Here is an 18,879-nt window from a genome sequence, read left to right as displayed (position 1 = left end):
GAGGGCGCGCGTTGCAGGGACGCTGCATCGCGCCCGGTCCCGGTAAGCCCGGAGAAATAAGCGGAGGGTCACCGCGAAGCGGCAGTTTTCGTGCCGGGAGCCGGGATTGTTAAGGGCGTGGCGGAGAACGCCCTTAACACGTTCACGGGTGAAGGTGTTGCACGGGAGTGCGGCACATGAGGTGAACGTAACGATTCCACCGGCGGTTAGCGGAACCGCGCTTTTTACKGCTGAAACCCTTTAAGCCAGTCACCCGCTGTTCCCCTCACCCCGACCCTCTCCCCGGAGGGGCGAGGGGGAAAGGCGTGCCCGGTTTTGCATGTGAGGTGAACGGAACAGTTCCACCGGCGGTTAGCGGAACCGCGCTTTTTACGGCTGAAACCCTTTRAGCCWGTCACCCRCTGTTCCCCTCTCCCCGACCCTCTCCCCGGAGGGGCGAGGGGGAAAAGCATGCCTGGTTTTACAGGCAAGGTGAACGGAACGACTCCACCATGATAAGCGGAACCCTTCCCCTGGCAGAGGGAACGCTGCCGCTTACCGTTAGCGAAACCCTATACCGATTAAACCAATGCCTCTGCACCACAGCCCCGACTACTCAGTGCGCGTGCGGCACCTCAATACCCGCACTTATGCGCGTACCCTCATCATCAAAAATCATACAATGCCGGTTTTCAAAGGAGAGGGTCACCTTCTGCCAGGGGCGGAAATGCACATCACCCGGTAGCAGGATTTTGATGTTGTCATGGCCATAGCTCTGACCAAAAAGATAGGTATTGTTCCCCAGACGCTCCACCACTTCACACTGGAATTCAAGTTGGGTATCGCGGGTGGTGTCGGTTGCCAGATGTTCAGGGCGTATACCGAGCGTGATGCTGGCGCCCGACTCCAGTGGCGATGTGGTAACGCCCAGCGTCAGGCTATGGCCCTGTGCCAGAGTGAGGGTCAGCTCGCCCGGCTGCCACTGAGTGACGGTCGCGGGCAGGAAATTCATTTTCGGCGAGCCGATAAACCCGGCCACAAATTTGTTCACCGGGTTGTAGTAAAGCTCCATCGGCGAGCCCATCTGCTCCACGTTGCCGTAATTCATCACCACGATTTTATCCGCGAGGGTCATGGCCTCAACCTGATCGTGCGTCACATAGACCATGGTGGTTTTGAGTTCATGGTGAAGACGGGCAATGTGCAGACGCATGTCGACGCGCAGTTCCGCATCGAGGTTTGAAAGCGGCTCATCAAACATAAATACACGCGGATTACGCACAATGGCGCGGCCAATGGCCACACGCTGGCGCTGCCCGCCGGAGAGCTGTTTAGGTTTGCGGTCCAGCAGATGCACTAACTGGAGGGTTTTCGCTACCATCTCCACCTGGCGACGGATTTCGTCTTTCGGCACTTTGTTGACTTTCAGGCCGTAGCCCATGTTCTCTGCCACCGTCATGTGGGGATAGAGCGCATAAGACTGAAACACCATCGACACGCCACGGTGCGCCGGGGCGACATCGTTCATCACCTCATCGCCAATCAACACCTCGCCGTCGCTCACCTCTTCAAGGCCTGCAATCATGCGCAGCAGCGTAGATTTCCCGCAGCCGGACGGGCCAACAAACACGGCAAATTCGCCGTCTTCAATATCCAGATTCACATTGTGCAGCGTGACAGTGTCGCCAAAGCGTTTGGTGACATTCCTCAGTCGTATATTGGACATCAAGTTTCCCCGGAGTTGGTAGCGGTTAGTGGCTGTTGCTAATCAGGCTGTTTAGTGTGGTTTTGTTTTACGTATAACAAGCCAGCGATAATGCCATTCAACAGCGATAATTCATGGCCAGACTATAACTTCCAGCATTTACGCGCCCTATATCGAATTTTCGATTTTGTCGTACTTGTCACACAACTGGCAGTTAATTCTCGTTTTATTGCGACCTCAAGTGTAGCGTATAACAAAATCAATAAAGCGAGTGAATACGCTTTAACTCACGCAATATCAGGTGGTTTTGTTGTAACGACATCAGGTAGCGCGCCATAAAAACCATGAAATTGTTATACCTTGACATGAGGTTGATAATGAAAAAGAACACCCTTACTGCACTGATCCTCTCCGCACTGGCCGTGGGTCAGAGCCTGACCCTTCAGGCACATGCCACCACCCAACTGAACGTCTGGGAGGACATTAAGAAATCGGTTGGCATTCAGGATGCCATCAAGGATTTCGAAAAAGAGAACGACGTGAAGGTCAACGTGCAGGAGATGCCTTTCGCCCAGCAGCTGGAAAAATTACGCCTGGATGGCCCGGCGGGCATTGGCCCGGACGTACTGGTCATCCCCAATGATCAGGTCGGCGGTGCCGTTGTGCAAGGTCTGTTGACCCCCCTGAATCTGGACAAAGAACAGATTGACGCCTTCACGCCTGCCTCAATCAACGCATTTCGCATGGATAACGCACTCTATGGCGTACCAAAAGCCGTTGAGACCCTGGTGCTGATTTACAACAAGGATCTGATCGACAAACCGCTGGACAGCCTGCAATCCTGGCTCGACTACTCGAAAAAACAGCGTGCAGAAAACAAGTACGGCCTGCTGGCAAAGTTTGATCAGATTTATTACAGCTGGGGCGCAATTGGCCCGATGGGCGGCTACCTGTTCGGTAAAAACGACAAAGGCGGCTACAACCCAACCGACATTGGCCTCAACCAGCCGGGTGCAGTGGCCGCCGTGACGTTCCTGAAAAAATTCTATTCCGAAGGCGTCTTCCCATCAGGGATCCTCGGTGACAACGGCCTGAATGCTATCGACTCTCTGTTTACGGAAAAGAAAGCGGCGGCTGTGATCAACGGCCCGTGGGCGTTCCAGCCGTATGAAGCGGCCGGGATCAACTACGGCGTGGCGCCACTCCCCCTGCTGCCGGACGGCAAACCGATGAGCTCCTTCCTCGGGGTGAAAGGCTATGTGGTCTCCACCTGGAGTAAGGATAAAGCGATGGCGCAGAAATTCATCGAGTTTATCAACCAGCCGAAGTACGTGAAAATCCGCTACATCTCAACCCGTGAGATCCCAGCGCAGAAAGCCATGATCGACGATCCGATGATTAAAAATGATGAAAAAGCCAGTGCGGTCGCGGTCCAGGCTGCCCGCGCCACCGCGATGCCAGGCATTCCGGAAATGGGCGAAGTCTGGGGACCGGCGAACGCCGCGCTGGAACTGAGCCTGACCGGAAAACAGGAGCCAAAAGCGGCGCTGGACGGTGCTGCGAAACAGATCCATATGCAGGTTGAAGCCATGCAGGCCAGCAACCAATAAAGGCTCATCACTCTTCAGGTTGCAGGTGTATGGCGGCGTTTTTCCCGGTTGCCAACCTATGCGTGCCGGGAGCGCACGCTCTTGGCGCCAGACTGAAACAGGACGTCTTAAGGGCATAGCGTAAATAAAGAAGTATTAAACGGGAGGGCGTTCCTCCCGTTTTCAGAAGGAGTCGTACGTGATTATCAGTCCCAGCGAAAATTTTGCGAAAGCGCGTGGTGCCGGACGGCACGCGTGGTGTGGGCTGCTGCTGGCTATTGTGCCGGGCTTTGGCCAGTTTTATCACCGCCAGTGGTTAAAAGGCCTTATCTTCCTGGTGCTGCTCAGCAGCTTTATGGGCATTTTCTATGATTTTCTGCGCGAAGGTCTCTGGGGGCTTTATACCCTGGGGGAAGAGGTTCCGCGCGACAACTCCATCTTTTTGCTCGCGGAAGGGATAATCAGCGTCCTGATAATCGCCTTTGGCGTCACGGTGTATTACTTCTCGCTGCGTGATGCCTGGGTGAACGGGAAAAAACGCGACGAAGGCCATCAGCTCAACAGCGTGCGTAAGCAGTACCAGATGCTCTTAAGCGACGGCTTTCCCTATCTGATGATAACGCCAGGCTTCATCCTGCTGGTGTTTGTGGTGATATTCCCGATTCTTTTTGGTTTTGCTATCGCCTTTACCAACTACAACCTTTACCACACGCCCCCAGCGAAACTGGTGGACTGGGTGGGGCTGAAAAATTTCGTCAACATCTTCACGCTCTCCATCTGGCGCTCAACCTTCCTTGACGTGCTGCAGTGGACGGTAGTGTGGACCCTGCTTGCCACCACGCTGCAATGCACGGTAGGGGTGCTGCTCGCCATCCTGGTGAACCAGAAGGATCTTCGCTTTAAGCCGCTTGTCAGAACCATCTTTATTCTGCCGTGGGCGGTGCCGGGCTTTGTTACCATTCTGGTCTTCGCCGGGATGTTTAACGACACCTTCGGGGTTATCAATAATGCGATTCTCGCCTTCTTTGGCATTGGCCCCAAAGCCTGGCTGACCGACCCGTTCTGGACCAAAACGGCGCTCATCATGATGCAGACCTGGCTCGGCTTTCCGTTTGTTTTTGCGATGACGACCGGCGTGTTACAGGCCATTCCTGATGACCTGTATGAAGCGGCGAAGATGGACGGCGCGGGTACCTGGACTCGGCTGCGCACGATTACGCTGCCGCTGGTGCTCTACTCAATTGCACCCATCATCATCACCCAGTACACCTTCAACTTTAATAACTTCAACATCATTTACCTGTTTAACAACGGTGGCCCGGCGGTGGCGGGGTCAAACGCAGGCGGAACGGACATCCTGGTATCGTGGATCTATAAGCTGACCATGTCCTCTTCGCAGTACGCCATTGCCGCGACCATCACCATTCTGCTGTCGATTTTTGTTGTCGGCCTGGCGTTGTGGCAGTTCCGCGCCACCAAATCCTTCAAAAACGACGACATGGCATAAGGAAGAAAAATGGCTACATCACAAAGCATTCGTCGTGAGAAGTGGGTTCGCCTCTCTCTCTCCTGGCTGATTATCGTGTTGGTTTCGCTGATTATCATCTACCCGCTGGTATGGACGGTCGGGGCATCGCTGAACGCGGGTAACAGCCTGCTCAGCACCTCGATAATCCCGGAAAACGTCTCCTTCCAGCACTATGCCGATCTGTTTAACGGTCAGGTGAACTACCTCACATGGTACTGGAACTCGATGAAAATCAGCTTCATGACCATGGTACTGACGCTGATAAGCGTGAGCTTTACCGCCTACGCCTTCTCCCGCTTTCGCTTTAAGGGGCGGCAGAATGGGCTGATGCTGTTTTTGTTGTTGCAGATGATCCCGCAGTTTTCCGCGCTGATTGCCATTTTTGTGCTCTCGCAACTGCTGGGCCTTATTAACAGCCATCTGGCGCTGGTGCTGATCTACGTTGCCGGGATGATCCCGATGAATACCTATCTGATGAAGGGCTATCTTGATGCCATTCCGAAAGATCTGGATGAGTCGGCACGCATGGACGGGGCGAGCAACTTCCGTATTTTCATCGAGATAATCATGCCGCTCTCTAAACCTATTGTGGCAGTGGTGGCGCTGTTCTCGTTTACCGGGCCGCTCGGGGATTTCATTCTCTCCAGCACCATTTTGCGTACTCCGGACAAATTCACGCTGCCCATCGGGCTTTATAACCTGGTGGCGCAAAAAATGGGCGCCAGTTACACCACCTATGCGGCGGGAGCGGTTCTTATCGCCGTGCCGGTGGCAATCCTCTACCTGGCATTACAAAAGTACTTCGTCTCCGGCCTGACCTCCGGCAGTACCAAAGGATGATCATATGAAAAGGTTTGCACCCGCTTTGCTTGCTGTTTGCCTGAGCTGCAGTTTTTCCGCCAGCCTGCTGGCCGCTGAGACCCTGACCACACGGCCCTTTAACGCCATGCCAGCGGACTTTATCAAAGGGGCTGATATCTCCACGTTACTGGATACGGAAAAGCACGGCGCGAGGTTCCTGAATGACCAAAATCAGCAACAGGATGCGATAGCCATTCTCAAAGAGAATGGCGTCAACTACGTGCGCCTGCGACTGTGGGTTGACCCTAAGGACCCGCAGGGCAAAGCCTATGGCGGCGGTGATAACGATCTTGCCAGCACTATTGCACTAGCAAAACGGGCAAAAGCGCAGGGCATGAAGCTGCTGCTGGATTTCCACTACAGCGATTTCTGGACCGATCCGGGCAAACAGTTTAAACCGAAGGCCTGGGAGAAAATGGATTATCCGCAGCTGAAAACCACTATCCATGACTACACCCGCGATACCATCGCGCGCTTTAAACAGGAAGGTGTGCTGCCGGACATGGTGCAGATTGGCAACGAAATCAACGGCGGGATGCTGTGGCCGGAAGGTAAAAGCTGGGGGCAGGGTGGCGGTGAGTTCGACCGTCTGGCCGGCCTGCTGAATTCTGCTATCGATGGCCTCAAAGAGAACCTTAAGGGTGGTGAGCAGGTCAAAATCATGCTTCACCTGGCTGAAGGCACAAAAAACGATACCTTCCGCTGGTGGTTTGATGAAATCACTAAACGCAATGTGCCCTTCGATGTCATTGGCCTGTCGATGTACACCTACTGGAACGGTCCTCTCAGCGCGCTGAAAAACAACATGGATGACATCAGTAAACGTTATAACAAAGACGTGATTGTGGTGGAGGCGGCCTACGCTTATACCCTGCAAAATTGCGATAACGCAGAAAACAGTTTCCAGGCGAAAGAGGAAAAAGACGGCGGTTATCCCGCCACCGTTCAGGGACAATATAACTATATTCATGACTTAATGCAGGCCGTTATAAATGTTCAGGATCATCGCGGGAAAGGCATTTTTTATTGGGAGCCAACCTGGATTGCAGTTGGTGGAAATACCTGGGCTACTCAGGCCGGAATGAAATATATCAACGACCAGTGGAAAGAGGGGAATGCCCGTGAAAATCAGGCGTTATTTGATTGCAATGGGAAAGTTCTGCCGTCGGTAAAAGTCTTTAACTAATTTTACCCGTCATATTTCAAGTCGCATGTGCGTTGGCATTACTCGGCCTTTGACCTCGTCCCTTTGGGGCCTGCGCAAGCGCTGTTCAAGGCACCAGTACCTTGTCCTGCAACTCGAATTATTTAGGGTATACGCTGTCAATTTTGAAGGATTTTTAATATGAATAAATTTGCGCCTTTGAGTCCGAAGGTCGCCACGCTATTGCATGGCGCTGACTACAATCCGGAGCAGTGGGAGAATTACCCCGATATTATTGATAAAGATATTGCCATGATGAAACAGGCAAAATGCAATGTCATGTCTGTTGGTATATTCAGTTGGTCGAAACTGGAGCCGCAGGAAGGGGTATTTAATTTTGGCTGGCTGGATAACATCCTGGAGAAACTTTATGCGGCGGGGATCCATGTATTTCTGGCAACGCCAAGCGGCGCGCGTCCGGCCTGGATGTCGCAAAAATACCCGGAAGTCTTAAGGGTAGGGCGTGACCGTGTACCGGCGCTGCACGGGGGTCGTCATAACCACTGTATGACCTCGCCGGTTTACCGTGAAAAGACGTTGAAGATTAACAGCCTGCTGGCAGAGCGTTACGGCCAGCACCCGGCGGTGCTCGGCTGGCACCTGTCGAACGAGTACGGTGGCGAATGCCACTGCGAACTGTGTCAGGGAAAATTTCGTGACTGGCTGAAAGCGCGTTATCAGACCCTTGATGCCCTCAACCATGCCTGGTGGAGCGACTTCTGGAGCCACACCTACAGCGACTGGTCGCAGGTTCAGTCCCCTGCGCCGCAGGGGGAGGTTTCCATTCATGGTCTGAATCTGGACTGGCGTCGTTTTAATACGGCGCAGGTAACTGACTTCTGTCGCCATGAAATCGTGCCCCTGAAAGCGGCGAACGCATCGCTGCCGGTCACCACCAACTTTATGGAGTATTTCTACGATTACGACTACTGGCAGTTAGCAGAACCTCTGGATTTTATCTCCTGGGACAGCTACCCGATGTGGCATCGTGATAAAGACGATTCGACGCTTGCCTGTTACACGGCGATGTACCACGACATGATGCGCACCCTGAAAGGAGGGAAGCCTTTCGTGCTGATGGAGTCATCGCCCAGCGTCACCAACTGGCAGCCTACCAGCAAATTGAAAAAACCGGGGATGCACATTCTCTCCTCCCTGCAGGCGGTGGCGCACGGTGCGGATTCGGTGCAGTATTTCCAGTGGCGTAAAAGCCGTGGCTCGGTGGAGAAGTTCCACGGAGCGATCATTGACCATGTGGGGCATCTGGATACCCGTGTCGGCCGTGAAGTGTCGGCACTGGGTGATATCTTAAGCCGCCTGTCCGGGGTGATGGGTTGTCGCACTGACGCGCGAGTGGCCATCATCTTCGATCAGCAGAACCGCTGGGCGCTGGATGATGCGCAGGGGCCGCGCAACGTCGGCATGGAGTATGAAAAAACGGTTAATGAGCACTACCGGGCATTCTGGGAGAAAGGCATTGCCGTGGACATTATTGATGCGGATGGTGATTTAAGCCGCTACGCGCTTGTCATCGCGCCAATGCTCTATATGGTGCGTGAAGGCTTTGCCGGGCGGGCGGAAACGTTCGTTAAACAGGGCGGGCATCTGGTCACCACCTACTGGAGCGGGATAGTCAATGATACCGATCTCTGCTTTACCGGAGGCTTCCCTGGTCCACTGCGCCCGCTGCTGGGCATCTGGGCTGAGGAGATCGATTGTCTGGCGGAGGGCGAAAGCAATCTGATTCAGGGCCTGGCAGGGAATGAAGTCGGGCTTCAGGGGCCGTACCAGGTACGCCACCTGTGTGAACTGATCCACACGGAAAGCGCCATCTCGCTTGCTATCTATCGTGATGATTTCTACGCCGGTCGCCCGGCGGTTACGGTCAATACCTTTGGGCAGGGGAAAGCCTGGCATGTGGCTTCGCGTAACGATCTCGCTTTCCAGCGTGATTTCTTCGGTCATATTATCGATACGCTGGGCCTGCCGCGCGCGGTGGAAGCTGACTTCCCGCCTGGGGTTGTAGCGACAGCGCGTACCGACGGTGAGGCCACTTTCGTGTTTATCCAGAACTATTCCCGGCAGTCACAGACGGTGACGTTACCGCAGGGTTACACCGACTGTCTCTCCAGCGCACCTGTCACTGCGCCGCTGGTTCTCTCTGCCTTCGACTGCCGTATCCTTCGCCGTAAAGCCTGAGTATTCCTACCACGCCTGCTCACCTGAGCAGGCGTTTTTTTATCTGCTGATTATCAGGAGACAATTGTCATGGTGAGCCTTAAATCGTTTCTGCACTACTTCTCTCAACCTCAGTCCAGTACACCACTCAGCGACAGCGAGGTGGCGACTATTCAGCGTCTGATTGCCGCATTCGGTGGTGAAGAGAACATCAGTCACGTGGACGCCTGTATTACCCGGTTGCGCGTCACGGTAAATAATCTTGCGCTGGTGGATTCCGAGGCGCTGCAACAGGAAGGGGCGTTAGGGGTTATTATTCTCGGTCAACAGGTTCATGCGATATTTGGTAAGCAGTCAGATGCGCTGAGGAAATTACTGGATGAGCATTTTACCTCCCGACGTTAAATAAAAAAGGATGCCCGAAAGGGCATCCAGAATAGTCAATAAGTAAATCCAGGGAAATAAAGGTCACTACCCGCTAATTAACGGCCAGATCCCGGAGATAAATAACGATGTTTAAGCGCAGTAAATACAAAAAATATTCACCCTCATTCATGCGCGTTGCATAAACCGGCGAGAGCGAGAATCCCCTGAATAACATGACGGGATAAACAAACGCAGCCAGCACACTTGCAACGTGAACGATGCGGGTATTACCACCAGGCTTCCACCTGCACACCAAAGTTCCAGGTATTATTGGCGGTGTGATCATCAAACGATTTGCCGTTTTCTGAATCATTCAGATAAGAGGCAAATACACGCAGTTCCGGGCGCGACATAAAGTCACGGCCATCGGCCAGCCCCAGGGCAAGGGTATATTTCTCACCGCTCTGTTTGTAATGCGTGCCGTTATTGTAGGTGTCTTTCTGGTAGAAACCACCCACCTCGCCAATCAGACGCACATAGTCAGTGAACTGGTACTGCGCGCGCCCAACCAGCGACACCAGGCGAGATTTGTCGGTGTAATCGGTGATATCGTCTGCGGAACCGTAAGTCAGCACATGGTTAAAGGAGAACTTATCAGTGATCGGGATAAGCCCGGTGTTAATGACGCGGTAGCCGGAGGCATCGTTAACATAGTGCCACATGTCGTACCAGCCACCGCCCTGAGACACCATGTTCTGTGCCAGACCTTTATCCGCGTACTGCAACACCAGTTTGTTATAACCCCCCAGCATGTCCTGGCTGATTTCACCGGTGACCATCACGCCATTATCTGCTTCGTAAAGGCCGCCATAGTTTTTCTGTTTGTCGGTTGGGTTTGGCATGGCGTAGTCCACGCCAAACTCCGTCCATGCACCAGACCAGGGCTTCCAGCCGGCATAGCGCAGGTCGATATAGTTGATGTTCACATCGTTATCACCATCCACGCGATAGTCCACGTCGTTGGCATCACCCCGGATCCAGGCAACAGAGACGGCGCCTGGCCCGACGCTGTAGTTTTCAATACCTGCCCCTGCACCTGAAATATTCCAGTATTTGGTGTCGATGATGTGCAGATCATGACGCTGGTAGTAGCGTTTACCGCCCCAAATCACGGCATTAGGATCGCCCGGGATCAGGCCTTTAATCTGCAGGTTTAACTGGCGTAAGCCGAATTCAGCATCGTCGCCGAAGGTCGTTTCACTGTCATTAGAGCCATCGGATACCATGCTGACCATCGTATCCAGGTAAAAACTCACTTCGTCTTTTTTATAGACCTCAGAGCCTAACTCAAGCTCGCCATAGGTATCTGCTTCGTTACCCAGACGACCAATTTTGTTCTTTTGCCACTCCTGCATTCCGCCATCGCCGGAGACGCCGATGCCGGAACGCAGGTAGCCGTGAAAGTCGATAGGGACAGATGACGCGGCCAGTAATGAAGGTGAAGTCAGCGCAGCGGCTAACGCTATCGTCAGTGTGCGTAGCGTAGTGTTCATATCATTCCTCTTATAGTTTTGTATTACGTTCACATAAACGCTGCCATAAAATGCCTAAATGTAAAAACTGGCAAACTAACGATTGCAATTGTGTGATTAACTGCAAATAAATCAGTCTTTTTTGTGACAAAAAGAGAATGCGTTCACGATGTCATGTAATGTGAGCGTGATACTTAGTTATCGTTTTTTAACCGAGGAAAAGCGGAGTGAGCGTTTTTTTAAATGGCCCCTGTTACAATTGGCGCATAACAACATAAGGAACCGGACCATGAAGTCTAAAAGCGCGACCTTAGAAGACGTTGCCCGTCATGCGGGTGTCTCCTATCAGACCGTGTCCAGGGTACTCAATAAATCTGCCAATGTATCCGAAGCCACACGTCTCAAGGTAGAGAAGTCCATTGAGCTACTACGCTATGTGCCTAACCGCCTCGCTCAACAGCTGGTAGGTAAGCAGAGTCAGACCGTTGGGTTAGTGACCACCTCTCTGGCGTTACATGCCCCTTCTCAGGTTGCCGCAGCGGTAAAACGCTATGCTAATCTGGACGGGTATCAGGTCCTGATCTCAATGATTGATGAGAACGTCAATCATCATATCCAGGCCGCCATCAACGAGCTTAAGTCTCAGCGTGTCGATAAGATGATTATCAACGTCCCACTGGAGACCGAAAGAGCGCAAAAAATCGCAGCGGACAACGATGATATTGTGTGTCTGTTTCTCGATGTCGACCCCTACAGTTCGGTGTTTAACGTTTCGTTTAACCCTGCTGATGGCACCCGCGCCAGCGTCAAGCATCTCTACGATCACGGGCATCGGGAGATTACGCTGCTTGCCGGGCCACAGGACTCAGTCTCGGCTAATCTGCGCCTCAAAAGCTGGGTTGAAACTCTCAGTGGTTATGGGCTGAAACCGGCTTTGATTTTTCACGGCAACTGGGATGCGCAAAGCGGCTATGCGGGCGCCCTGAAGATGCTGCGCGAGACGCCGAACTTCACCGCCGTGCTGGTGGCCAATGACCAGATGGCACTGGGTGCCCTGAGCGCTTTTCATCAGCACCACATCGCCATACCGGGCGAGAAGTCCGTAGTGGGTTACGATGACACTTACGAGAGCTCGTTTTTTTACCCGGCACTCACCACCGTCTCTCTGGATCTCGACCTACAGGGTAAAGAGGCGGTTCGCCGGCTGCTGGATAGTGGACATAGTGATACGGCGCGCACATCATCAGTGTTACCGGCGCGCCTGATTGTGCGCCATTCCACCGGGCCGCTGCAGAGCAAAGCGACCAACCTGCAGGCCATTGCTGAACAGTTACAGGCAATAGCACATCAGTTGATGAAATAAGTAACCGTCAGGGGCCGGCAACCGGCCCCTGGTTTGCCGCAACACATTGCAGTTAACAATACGGCGCCGGTCGTAAATCCCTTTCCCTCGTCTCACCGTGTAAAGACGTCAATGTTATTTCCCCTTTCGCTACCGTACCAGGCTGGTAAAAGCGCGTGCTGAGAGTACGGGTAGTGCAGGGAAGATCTCTGACAGGCGGGAAAATATTTTTCAATTCATGGCATCAATGACACACCCTGTCATTCCGTTTCGTTAAGATAAGTCTCATAAATACAGGGAGAGATGTTATGAATAAACGCTCTGAAAACAGTGAGAAGCTGGCGCGGCGTCTGGCAGAGACGTTGGTGGTATTACAACAAAATGATTCGGTTACCCGCACCCATCTTGCCGAACGGTTCAGCGTCAGTGACAGGACGGTATTTCGGGACCTTAGCCGCTTTGAAGGCGTCATCGAGCATATCGGCGGCGAGCGTTACCGGTTGCGGGACGAGTACCGTCAGCGGTTACAGGCGGGCATACTGCAAACGGTCATTGATCTTACCGGCGGCGCGGGCCATTTTTCGATGCCGGACGCCAGGGTGATGCGCTCGCTAGCTTCACACCAGAACAGCTATTTCGTCAAAACGCTGAATGCCGAGCATGCGGCAGGGGAAGCGATAAACCGCTACTTTACTCTGCTGCAGAGTGCTGTCGACAGCCATCGCTGCTGCACCTTTAACTACAAAGGGAAGCCACGGCAGGCCCATCCTTACCAGCTCAGAAATATCAAAAACATCTGGTATCTGGCGGCTATTGAAGATAACCAGCTCAAAGCTTTCCGGCTGAGCCTGATTGAATTTCTGACCGTGACGCGTGAGGTGTTCACTCCAGACCCGGCGGTCCTGAAGACCATTCAGGATGAAGAAGAGGCATGGTTCAGCCTTGAGAAATTTGAAGTCACCCTGACGGTTGCGGCCGCGGCGGCTGAATACTTTCTGCGCAGGGATCTTTTGCCGCATCAGCAGATCCTGCGCCGGGAAGCAGATGGCAGCCTGCTGCTGTCTACGCGGGTAGCGGATGACCGCCAGATTTTGTCTGTCATCCGCTACTGGCTACCCCATCTTAAAATCCAGACCCCGGCATCACTCACTGAAAAACTGAAAGGGGAGCTCCGGCAGGCGCTGGAAGCACTTTCTTGCGAAGGGCAGGGCATGACGCATGTTGAATGAAGAACAAACTACGACCCCGGACGCGAAAAGTGTGCTGGTGGCAGCATTACATCAGGATGAGGTACAAATCGATCTCCTGCAGGGCGATGCAGAGACGGGCAGTATCACCCCGGATCAGGCGCTGGAGACCTCATCGCTTATTACCGAATTTGTTGTTGACCTGCCGCGCACTGAACATGCGGATTTACACCACTGGCTGGTGACGCGTTTTCGCCATCATGCCAGTTTGTGGGATAACGATGAGACCCTGCTGCGCGATGCGAACACGATTGTTGAAACCGCACAACGGCAGCAGACGTTGCGCCAGTCTCTTGAGGCAGCACAAAACAGCGGCAAAAGCGCCAGCAACTGGTTTGCCAGGCAACTGAGTGATGCGGCGACACGTCATGGCACGCTGAATGTTAGCCAGTACGGGCAGGTTATTGATACTGCGCTGAAAAAGACTAACCAGCAGATGCAGGACATTATCCTGACCAAAAACGGCATTGTCAGCCAGGCGCGCAATCTGGACGGTTTTATCGCCGAAGCTCATCACGTCAGTACCTTTAACATTAATGCCGCTGCGGCAGGCTCCGGGGCCAGAGCGGAACTGGTTATTCGCCCCGGTGAACGCTTTCCCAAAAACTCCGTTGATGTGCAGATTAAAGACGCTAACGGCAAGGTGGTGCGTCGCTACCAGGCGAAATACGGTAAAGACGCCGGGGCGACAGAAGATCTCTTTAATAAAGGCAACTATCAGGGGCAGCGTTCGCTGGTGCCCGAAGATCATGCCGGCGAGATGAAGCGCAAGGCCACTGAAACCATTGAATATGACGGCGTTCAATCCAGGCGGTACAGCAAAGAAGAGGCTAAACGCCAGCAGAATGAGGCGCAGCGCAGCGGGAAAATTGACAGCTTTGACTGGAAAACAGCTGATGCGGGTGCAATCAGCAAACGTATCGGTAAAGAGGCGGCGATGGCCGCCGGTCTGGGCGTGGCCTTTCAGGGAGGACGTATCATCGCGCGTCGTTGCTGGAATGCATTAACCGGTAAGCCCAACGCCACGCCAGGGGAAGATCTAAAAGAGTTTGTGACCCGTTCCATTGAGACCGGGGCCAGTACCGCGGTGACGGTGGCCGTCTCGGGCGCGCTGATGGTGGCGGCAAAACGCGGGCTGCTGGGAGAGTTGCTAAAAAACAGCCCGGCCGGACGTATTGCGATGATTGGCTCAGTAGCGGTAGATAATCTGCGAGTGCTGAGCCGCCTTGCGCGCGGGCAGATTGGCAAGCAGGAGGCTGTCGATCAGATGGCTCATACCACCCTGACCTCGGCGGCCGGGCTGATGGCCGCCGGAGAAGGCATGGCGTTCGGCGCTGCCTGGGGATCGGTATTTGGACCCGTCGGTACGTTTGCCGGGGGGCTGGCCGGGGGAATTGTCGGGGGTATTGCCGGGTCGGCCATCGCTGACAAATTATACAATGCGGGCAAAGCCCTGATTAAAACCGGCGTGGAAACCGTCGGGCGAGCGGTTTCCGCAGGCTGGGAAGGTGTGAAAAAAGCCGGGCGTGCGTTTGCAAAGCTCTTCGGGTGAGGTAATAAAGAGTGGACAAAATTCTGGCGACACGCCTGAAAACATGGATTAACGCCGGGCATCCCGGACTCTATCTGCAAAGCAATGAAGATGATCGGATTAATGATTTGCTCGCCGTACTGGCGACGCAGACCGGTTTTAACCTGCTGGAGTGGAACCAGGCATGGGGCTGGGTCAGTGCGGGGAATAAACAGCCAATCCGTGAGCAGGATAACTATCTGCCGGATTTGTGCGCCGATCTGGCCGGACTGCTGGACGAGGATCTGGAAAATCGGTTGATTGTGATAAAAAACGCCCGCGAGGCGTTGACCACGAACCCGGTAGCGGTGGCGCGTCTGCAACAGCTACTGCTGCGTGTACAGCGCCACCACTGCGGCGAAAGTTGTGTGATTTTGCTTGATGAACGCGTCGAGATCCCGGCGCTTATCGAACCGCTGATCACGCGGGTGACGATTTCCCTGCCGACCCGTGATGAAATAGCTGTCCTGATCGGACGTTTTGCCAACGCGCAGGGCCTGGTACTGGATGAAACCCTGATTGGGAGAATCGGTGCCGTCCTGACGGGATTAACCGTTTGCGAAATCCACCAGACGCTGGCCGTGGCGATGGCGCATCACCGGGGGCTGGACGAGACTGCGCTTGAGACACTGTTGGCGGAAAAAGAGCAGAAAATCGCCAGGAGTGGCGTACTGGAGATGGTGAAAGTTTCGGAGAATCTTGATGATATTGGCGGGTTAGAAAACCTTAAAGCCTGGCTCAAACGCAAGGCTGGCGTGCTTCACCGTCTGGCTGAAGCCGAGAGCAAAGGATTACAGTCGCCGCGTGGTGTCCTGGTAGCCGGGATGCCTGGATGCGGAAAATCCCTGACCGCTAAAGCCGTCGCGAACCTGTTTCAGCTTCCGTTGCTACGCCTGGATATCGGTTCGCTGCTCGGCAAATATGTGGGCGAGAGTGAGCACAACATGCGCCGTGCGCTGGCAATGGCAGAGTCCATCAGTCCCTGCGTTCTGTGGGTGGATGAGCTGGAAAAGGCGTTTGTTGGTATCGGAGGCAACAACACCTCGGAGGTCACTTCACGCCTGTTGGGCTACTTTCTGACCTGGATGCAGGAGAAAACCGGGGCGGTGTTTGTGGTCGCCACGGCGAATAACATCTCGGCATTGCCACCGGAGCTGCTACGTAAAGGGCGTTTTGACGATGTGTTCTACGTCGGTTTTCCGCATATCTCGGAACGCATGTCGATCCTCAGCATTCACCTGAAGGACGTGTGGCGGAACCTGAGTGCAGAGGACCAGCGACAACTGGCGGTGAAGTGTCGTGACTTTGCCGGAGCAGACATCCGTAACGCGGTTATGGAAGCGCGGGAAGCGGCGTTTTTATCCGGGCAGGAGATAGGTTTCTCCCATTTGCGGGAAGCCATTGATCATACCGTGCCGCTGCGTGAAACCCTGCGCGACCAGGTGAATCATTATGAAACGTTGTTTGAAAAGATGAAGCTTAAGGCCGCGTCGCGTAATGAAGGTCTGAGTCTCGCGCAGATGATTGCGCTGGCAGACGATCCTAACCCTTACGAACGTGTGCGGGTGGCCCGTAACGAAGAGTGCTCGGTGGATCTGTTTATCAAACTGTCGCGCGACAATCATCAGGAGGTACGCAATGCGGTGTTTAACAATCCCGACTGCCCGTCTTCTATTCTGAGTACCTATCTGGAACCTATCGATCAGGGGGCGCCGGTCGACCACCTGTTCAGCATCGCCTGCCTGCATCGCAACGCGCCGGAGAGCCTGATGCATTCGCTCATCAGTAAAGATATGCTGCCGGCCAGTCTGCTGCTTTCCCTGGTTGAGCAGCCTCATTGCAGTAAGTTATTGCTGGAGGATGTTTTCCGCTCGGGGGATGAGGCGTTGCAGGCTGCGGTTTTACGCCATCCTCATTGTTCCCACACGCTGCGCGCTAACCATATTGCTGACCATAACGAAGCGTTCCGTTCAGCCCTCGCCAGTAACCCGGCGATTACGGATGAAGAGCAGAAGATCTTACTTAGCGATCGCAATCCGCACGTGCGTATCGCGCTGGCCTATAACCGCCACCTTAATGAAGCGACCCGGGTAGAGCTTTCCCGCGATGATGATATCGGGGTACGGGATGCGTTTATCGCGGCGATGAAAGCAGCCGACCCGAGCGGTCAGACCGCGCCGGTACGTGAGTGTCTGGACACCCTGTCGCCGCTGCGTCTGGTGGCGCTGGCCGGGCAGAACACGCTGACATGCGACGTCCAGTTGCAGATTATCCGTGAGAGTAGCAATGAAGCCGTATTAGCTACCCTGGCGGCCAATACAAGCATTACCGCCGACGTGCAGCGGAAAATCGCCCAGGAGTGTCCGGCTGAGGTGCGCAATGTTCTTGCAACCAATCCTTCCCTGACGCCAGAGCTGCAAATGTACCTCTACGACACCGGTGTGCTCGCAACCAAAGTAGCGCTGATGCTGCACCCGACGCTGAGCAAGGCGGTGCAGGATAAAGTGATAAAAGACGATGTTGAGGATGTGGTTAAGGGGCTGGCGCTGAACCCCAATCTCATTCCTGAACACCAAAAGCACATCATTGATAATTTCTGGACGCTGACGACCGCAACAGTGCTGATGGCAAGAAACCCGGCGCTGACTCCGGAGAATCAGGAAATTTTATTCCGGTATTACGACGATGATACGGTTAATGCCGCATTGTGCCTCAACCCCAATCTGGCACCTCAGCTGTTTAACGATTTAGCAAAACAAAATAAAAATCGCATGGCGCTGGTACAAAACCCGCATCTGCACGCGGAGCAGCTAAAGCAACTGGTGGCCAGTGAGACGAATTTCACCGACCTTGCAATGAACCCTGCCTGTGATGAAGAGGTGCAAATGCGTCTTTTCGAAAGCAGTGTTACAGTCCACCCTCAGTTAGCCACAAACCCGTCGCTGGCACCGTCGGTACAAATTATGCTCGCGAAAAGCACTCAGGCTGGCGTACTGGCTAATCTGTTGGGTAACCCTGCGCTGACACCTAAAGTGCGGGAACTCTTGGTCGAGAGAAGCAAAAAGATGCCGGCATTACGTAAGACACTGCTGCAAGCAATCCTCCTTCTAAAGGAAGAACAGAGCAGGCACCTGGAGGCAATAGCCTCCCGCAGGGGAGGACGCGTCAGTGCGCTGGATGACGGTATCATCAAAGAGGTTAACTGCATTGCCGATCTGATTGATAACGAAAGGACGCGGGAATTCGACGAAGAACGGCGTTATCTGCGACAAAGGATTGCTCTGCTCAAGGCTGAAGGGGATGCCAACACGGTGGAGTGAATAAGTCATGCCTTCACTTCCATCCTTGCGGCATGCACGTGTAAAGGATCGGGTAATCAAGCACCCCGTCGCGCATCAACGGCGGGGGCTTCTTAATTTTTGGGTTTCTGTCAGAAAATATCTGGCACGCTGCACTGCGATTGTAAAAGGAATTGGTAATGCAGGAACGGCGGAGGGTTGGCTATTTACGGGAGAAGCACTAACAGTAAAGAATTTGCTGGTGTGCGTGACCAGCCTGGCATTCCGTACGAAGTCTTTTTAATCTACTTACCGGTAGTGGACACCCTAAAATAACGTCATATTTAAACCCTTTTTCTCATATTTTATTAATGAGAAGTTACCATTGCCAAAATAGGTTGTGATTAAAGTATCGACAGGGTGTACCCCGAAGAGATTTTTAAACGTTTGTGTTTTAGTCGATATCAGGTTAGTGGAAAGATTAATTCTGTAATCTGAGT

General features: G+C 53.6%; 12 protein-coding genes. 10 read left to right on the top strand and 2 right to left on the bottom strand.

Annotated features, from left to right (window positions below; all coding sequences use genetic code 11):
* Positions 1–595: 595 nt before the first annotated feature.
* Complete coding sequence (locus KXR87_RS06930) at positions 596–1,705, bottom strand: ABC transporter ATP-binding protein (RefSeq protein WP_437431521.1); 1,110 nt, start codon at positions 1,703–1,705, stop codon at positions 596–598.
* 356 nt (positions 1,706–2,061) lie between these two features.
* Here KXR87_RS06930 and KXR87_RS06925 point away from each other — a divergent pair, with 356 nt between their 5' ends.
* The 6 genes from KXR87_RS06925 to KXR87_RS06900 all read left to right on the top strand — a co-directional run bounded on the left by KXR87_RS06925 (position 2,062) and on the right by KXR87_RS06900 (position 9,449).
* A complete protein-coding gene (locus KXR87_RS06925) occupies positions 2,062–3,294 on the top strand; it encodes an extracellular solute-binding protein (protein WP_437431520.1) in 1,233 nt (410 codons plus the stop codon).
* A gap of 178 nt (positions 3,295–3,472) precedes the next feature.
* On the top strand, positions 3,473–4,780 hold the full coding sequence (locus KXR87_RS06920; protein ID WP_437431519.1) for a carbohydrate ABC transporter permease: 1,308 nt from the start codon (positions 3,473–3,475) through the stop codon (positions 4,778–4,780).
* A gap of 9 nt (positions 4,781–4,789) precedes the next feature.
* Positions 4,790–5,641 carry a sugar ABC transporter permease gene (locus KXR87_RS06915; RefSeq protein WP_437431518.1) on the top strand — a complete coding sequence of 284 codons (852 nt, stop codon included), beginning with the start codon at positions 4,790–4,792 and terminating at the stop codon, positions 5,639–5,641.
* A gap of 4 nt (positions 5,642–5,645) precedes the next feature.
* Positions 5,646–6,848, top strand: a complete 1,203-nt coding sequence (locus KXR87_RS06910; protein WP_437431517.1) for a glycoside hydrolase family 53 protein — start codon at positions 5,646–5,648, stop codon at positions 6,846–6,848.
* Positions 6,849–7,007: 159 nt separating this feature from the next.
* Positions 7,008–9,065, top strand: coding sequence for a beta-galactosidase (locus KXR87_RS06905; RefSeq protein WP_437431516.1), 2,058 nt, complete (start codon positions 7,008–7,010; stop codon positions 9,063–9,065).
* A 69-nt stretch (positions 9,066–9,134) separates the two neighbouring features.
* Positions 9,135–9,449 carry a glucose PTS transporter subunit EIIB gene (locus tag KXR87_RS06900; protein WP_437431515.1) on the top strand — a complete coding sequence of 105 codons (315 nt, stop codon included), beginning with the start codon at positions 9,135–9,137 and terminating at the stop codon, positions 9,447–9,449.
* A 248-nt stretch (positions 9,450–9,697) separates the two neighbouring features.
* Here the strand turns inward: KXR87_RS06900 and KXR87_RS06895 are convergent, their stop codons facing one another.
* Positions 9,698–10,963 carry a maltoporin gene (locus KXR87_RS06895; protein ID WP_437431514.1) on the bottom strand — a complete coding sequence of 422 codons (1,266 nt, stop codon included), beginning with the start codon at positions 10,961–10,963 and terminating at the stop codon, positions 9,698–9,700.
* Positions 10,964–11,231: 268 nt separating this feature from the next.
* Between KXR87_RS06895 and KXR87_RS06890 the strand changes: the two genes are divergently transcribed.
* From KXR87_RS06890 to KXR87_RS06875, 4 genes are all read left to right on the top strand, one after another.
* Complete coding sequence (locus KXR87_RS06890; protein ID WP_437431513.1) at positions 11,232–12,305, top strand: LacI family DNA-binding transcriptional regulator; 1,074 nt, start codon at positions 11,232–11,234, stop codon at positions 12,303–12,305.
* 287 nt (positions 12,306–12,592) lie between these two features.
* Positions 12,593–13,513 (top strand): helix-turn-helix transcriptional regulator, encoded by a 921-nt coding sequence (locus KXR87_RS06885; protein WP_437431512.1) that lies wholly within the window; start codon positions 12,593–12,595, stop codon positions 13,511–13,513.
* Positions 13,503–15,083, top strand: coding sequence for a hypothetical protein (locus KXR87_RS06880; protein ID WP_437431511.1), 1,581 nt, complete (start codon positions 13,503–13,505; stop codon positions 15,081–15,083). The genes KXR87_RS06885 and KXR87_RS06880 overlap by 11 nt, the downstream gene beginning before the upstream one ends.
* A gap of 11 nt (positions 15,084–15,094) precedes the next feature.
* Complete coding sequence (locus KXR87_RS06875; RefSeq protein WP_437431510.1) at positions 15,095–18,421, top strand: AAA family ATPase; 3,327 nt, start codon at positions 15,095–15,097, stop codon at positions 18,419–18,421.
* Positions 18,422–18,879: the final 458 nt, after the last annotated feature.

The organism is Yokenella regensburgei (assembly GCF_051486985.1).
Lineage (GTDB): Bacteria > Pseudomonadota > Gammaproteobacteria > Enterobacterales > Enterobacteriaceae > CBFFRJ01.
The sequence above is the reverse complement of the archived record's forward strand: the minus strand, read 5'-3'. Positions and strand labels throughout refer to the sequence as shown.

Excerpts from the sequence above, each read along its gene's own strand:
- KXR87_RS06930 (WP_437431521.1), bottom strand. The coding sequence starts at position 1,705 with ATGTCCAATATACGACTGAGGAATGTCACCAAACGCTTTGGCGACACT.
- KXR87_RS06925 (WP_437431520.1), top strand. The coding sequence starts at position 2,062 with ATGAAAAAGAACACCCTTACTGCACTGATCCTCTCCGCACTGGCCGTG.
- KXR87_RS06915 (WP_437431518.1), top strand. The coding sequence starts at position 4,790 with ATGGCTACATCACAAAGCATTCGTCGTGAGAAGTGGGTTCGCCTCTCT.
- KXR87_RS06910 (WP_437431517.1), top strand. The coding sequence starts at position 5,646 with ATGAAAAGGTTTGCACCCGCTTTGCTTGCTGTTTGCCTGAGCTGCAGT.
- KXR87_RS06905 (WP_437431516.1), top strand. The coding sequence starts at position 7,008 with ATGAATAAATTTGCGCCTTTGAGTCCGAAGGTCGCCACGCTATTGCAT.
- KXR87_RS06900 (WP_437431515.1), top strand. The coding sequence starts at position 9,135 with ATGGTGAGCCTTAAATCGTTTCTGCACTACTTCTCTCAACCTCAGTCC.
- KXR87_RS06895 (WP_437431514.1), bottom strand. The coding sequence starts at position 10,963 with ATGAACACTACGCTACGCACACTGACGATAGCGTTAGCCGCTGCGCTG.
- KXR87_RS06890 (WP_437431513.1), top strand. The coding sequence starts at position 11,232 with ATGAAGTCTAAAAGCGCGACCTTAGAAGACGTTGCCCGTCATGCGGGT.
- KXR87_RS06885 (WP_437431512.1), top strand. The coding sequence starts at position 12,593 with ATGAATAAACGCTCTGAAAACAGTGAGAAGCTGGCGCGGCGTCTGGCA.
- KXR87_RS06880 (WP_437431511.1), top strand. The coding sequence starts at position 13,503 with ATGTTGAATGAAGAACAAACTACGACCCCGGACGCGAAAAGTGTGCTG.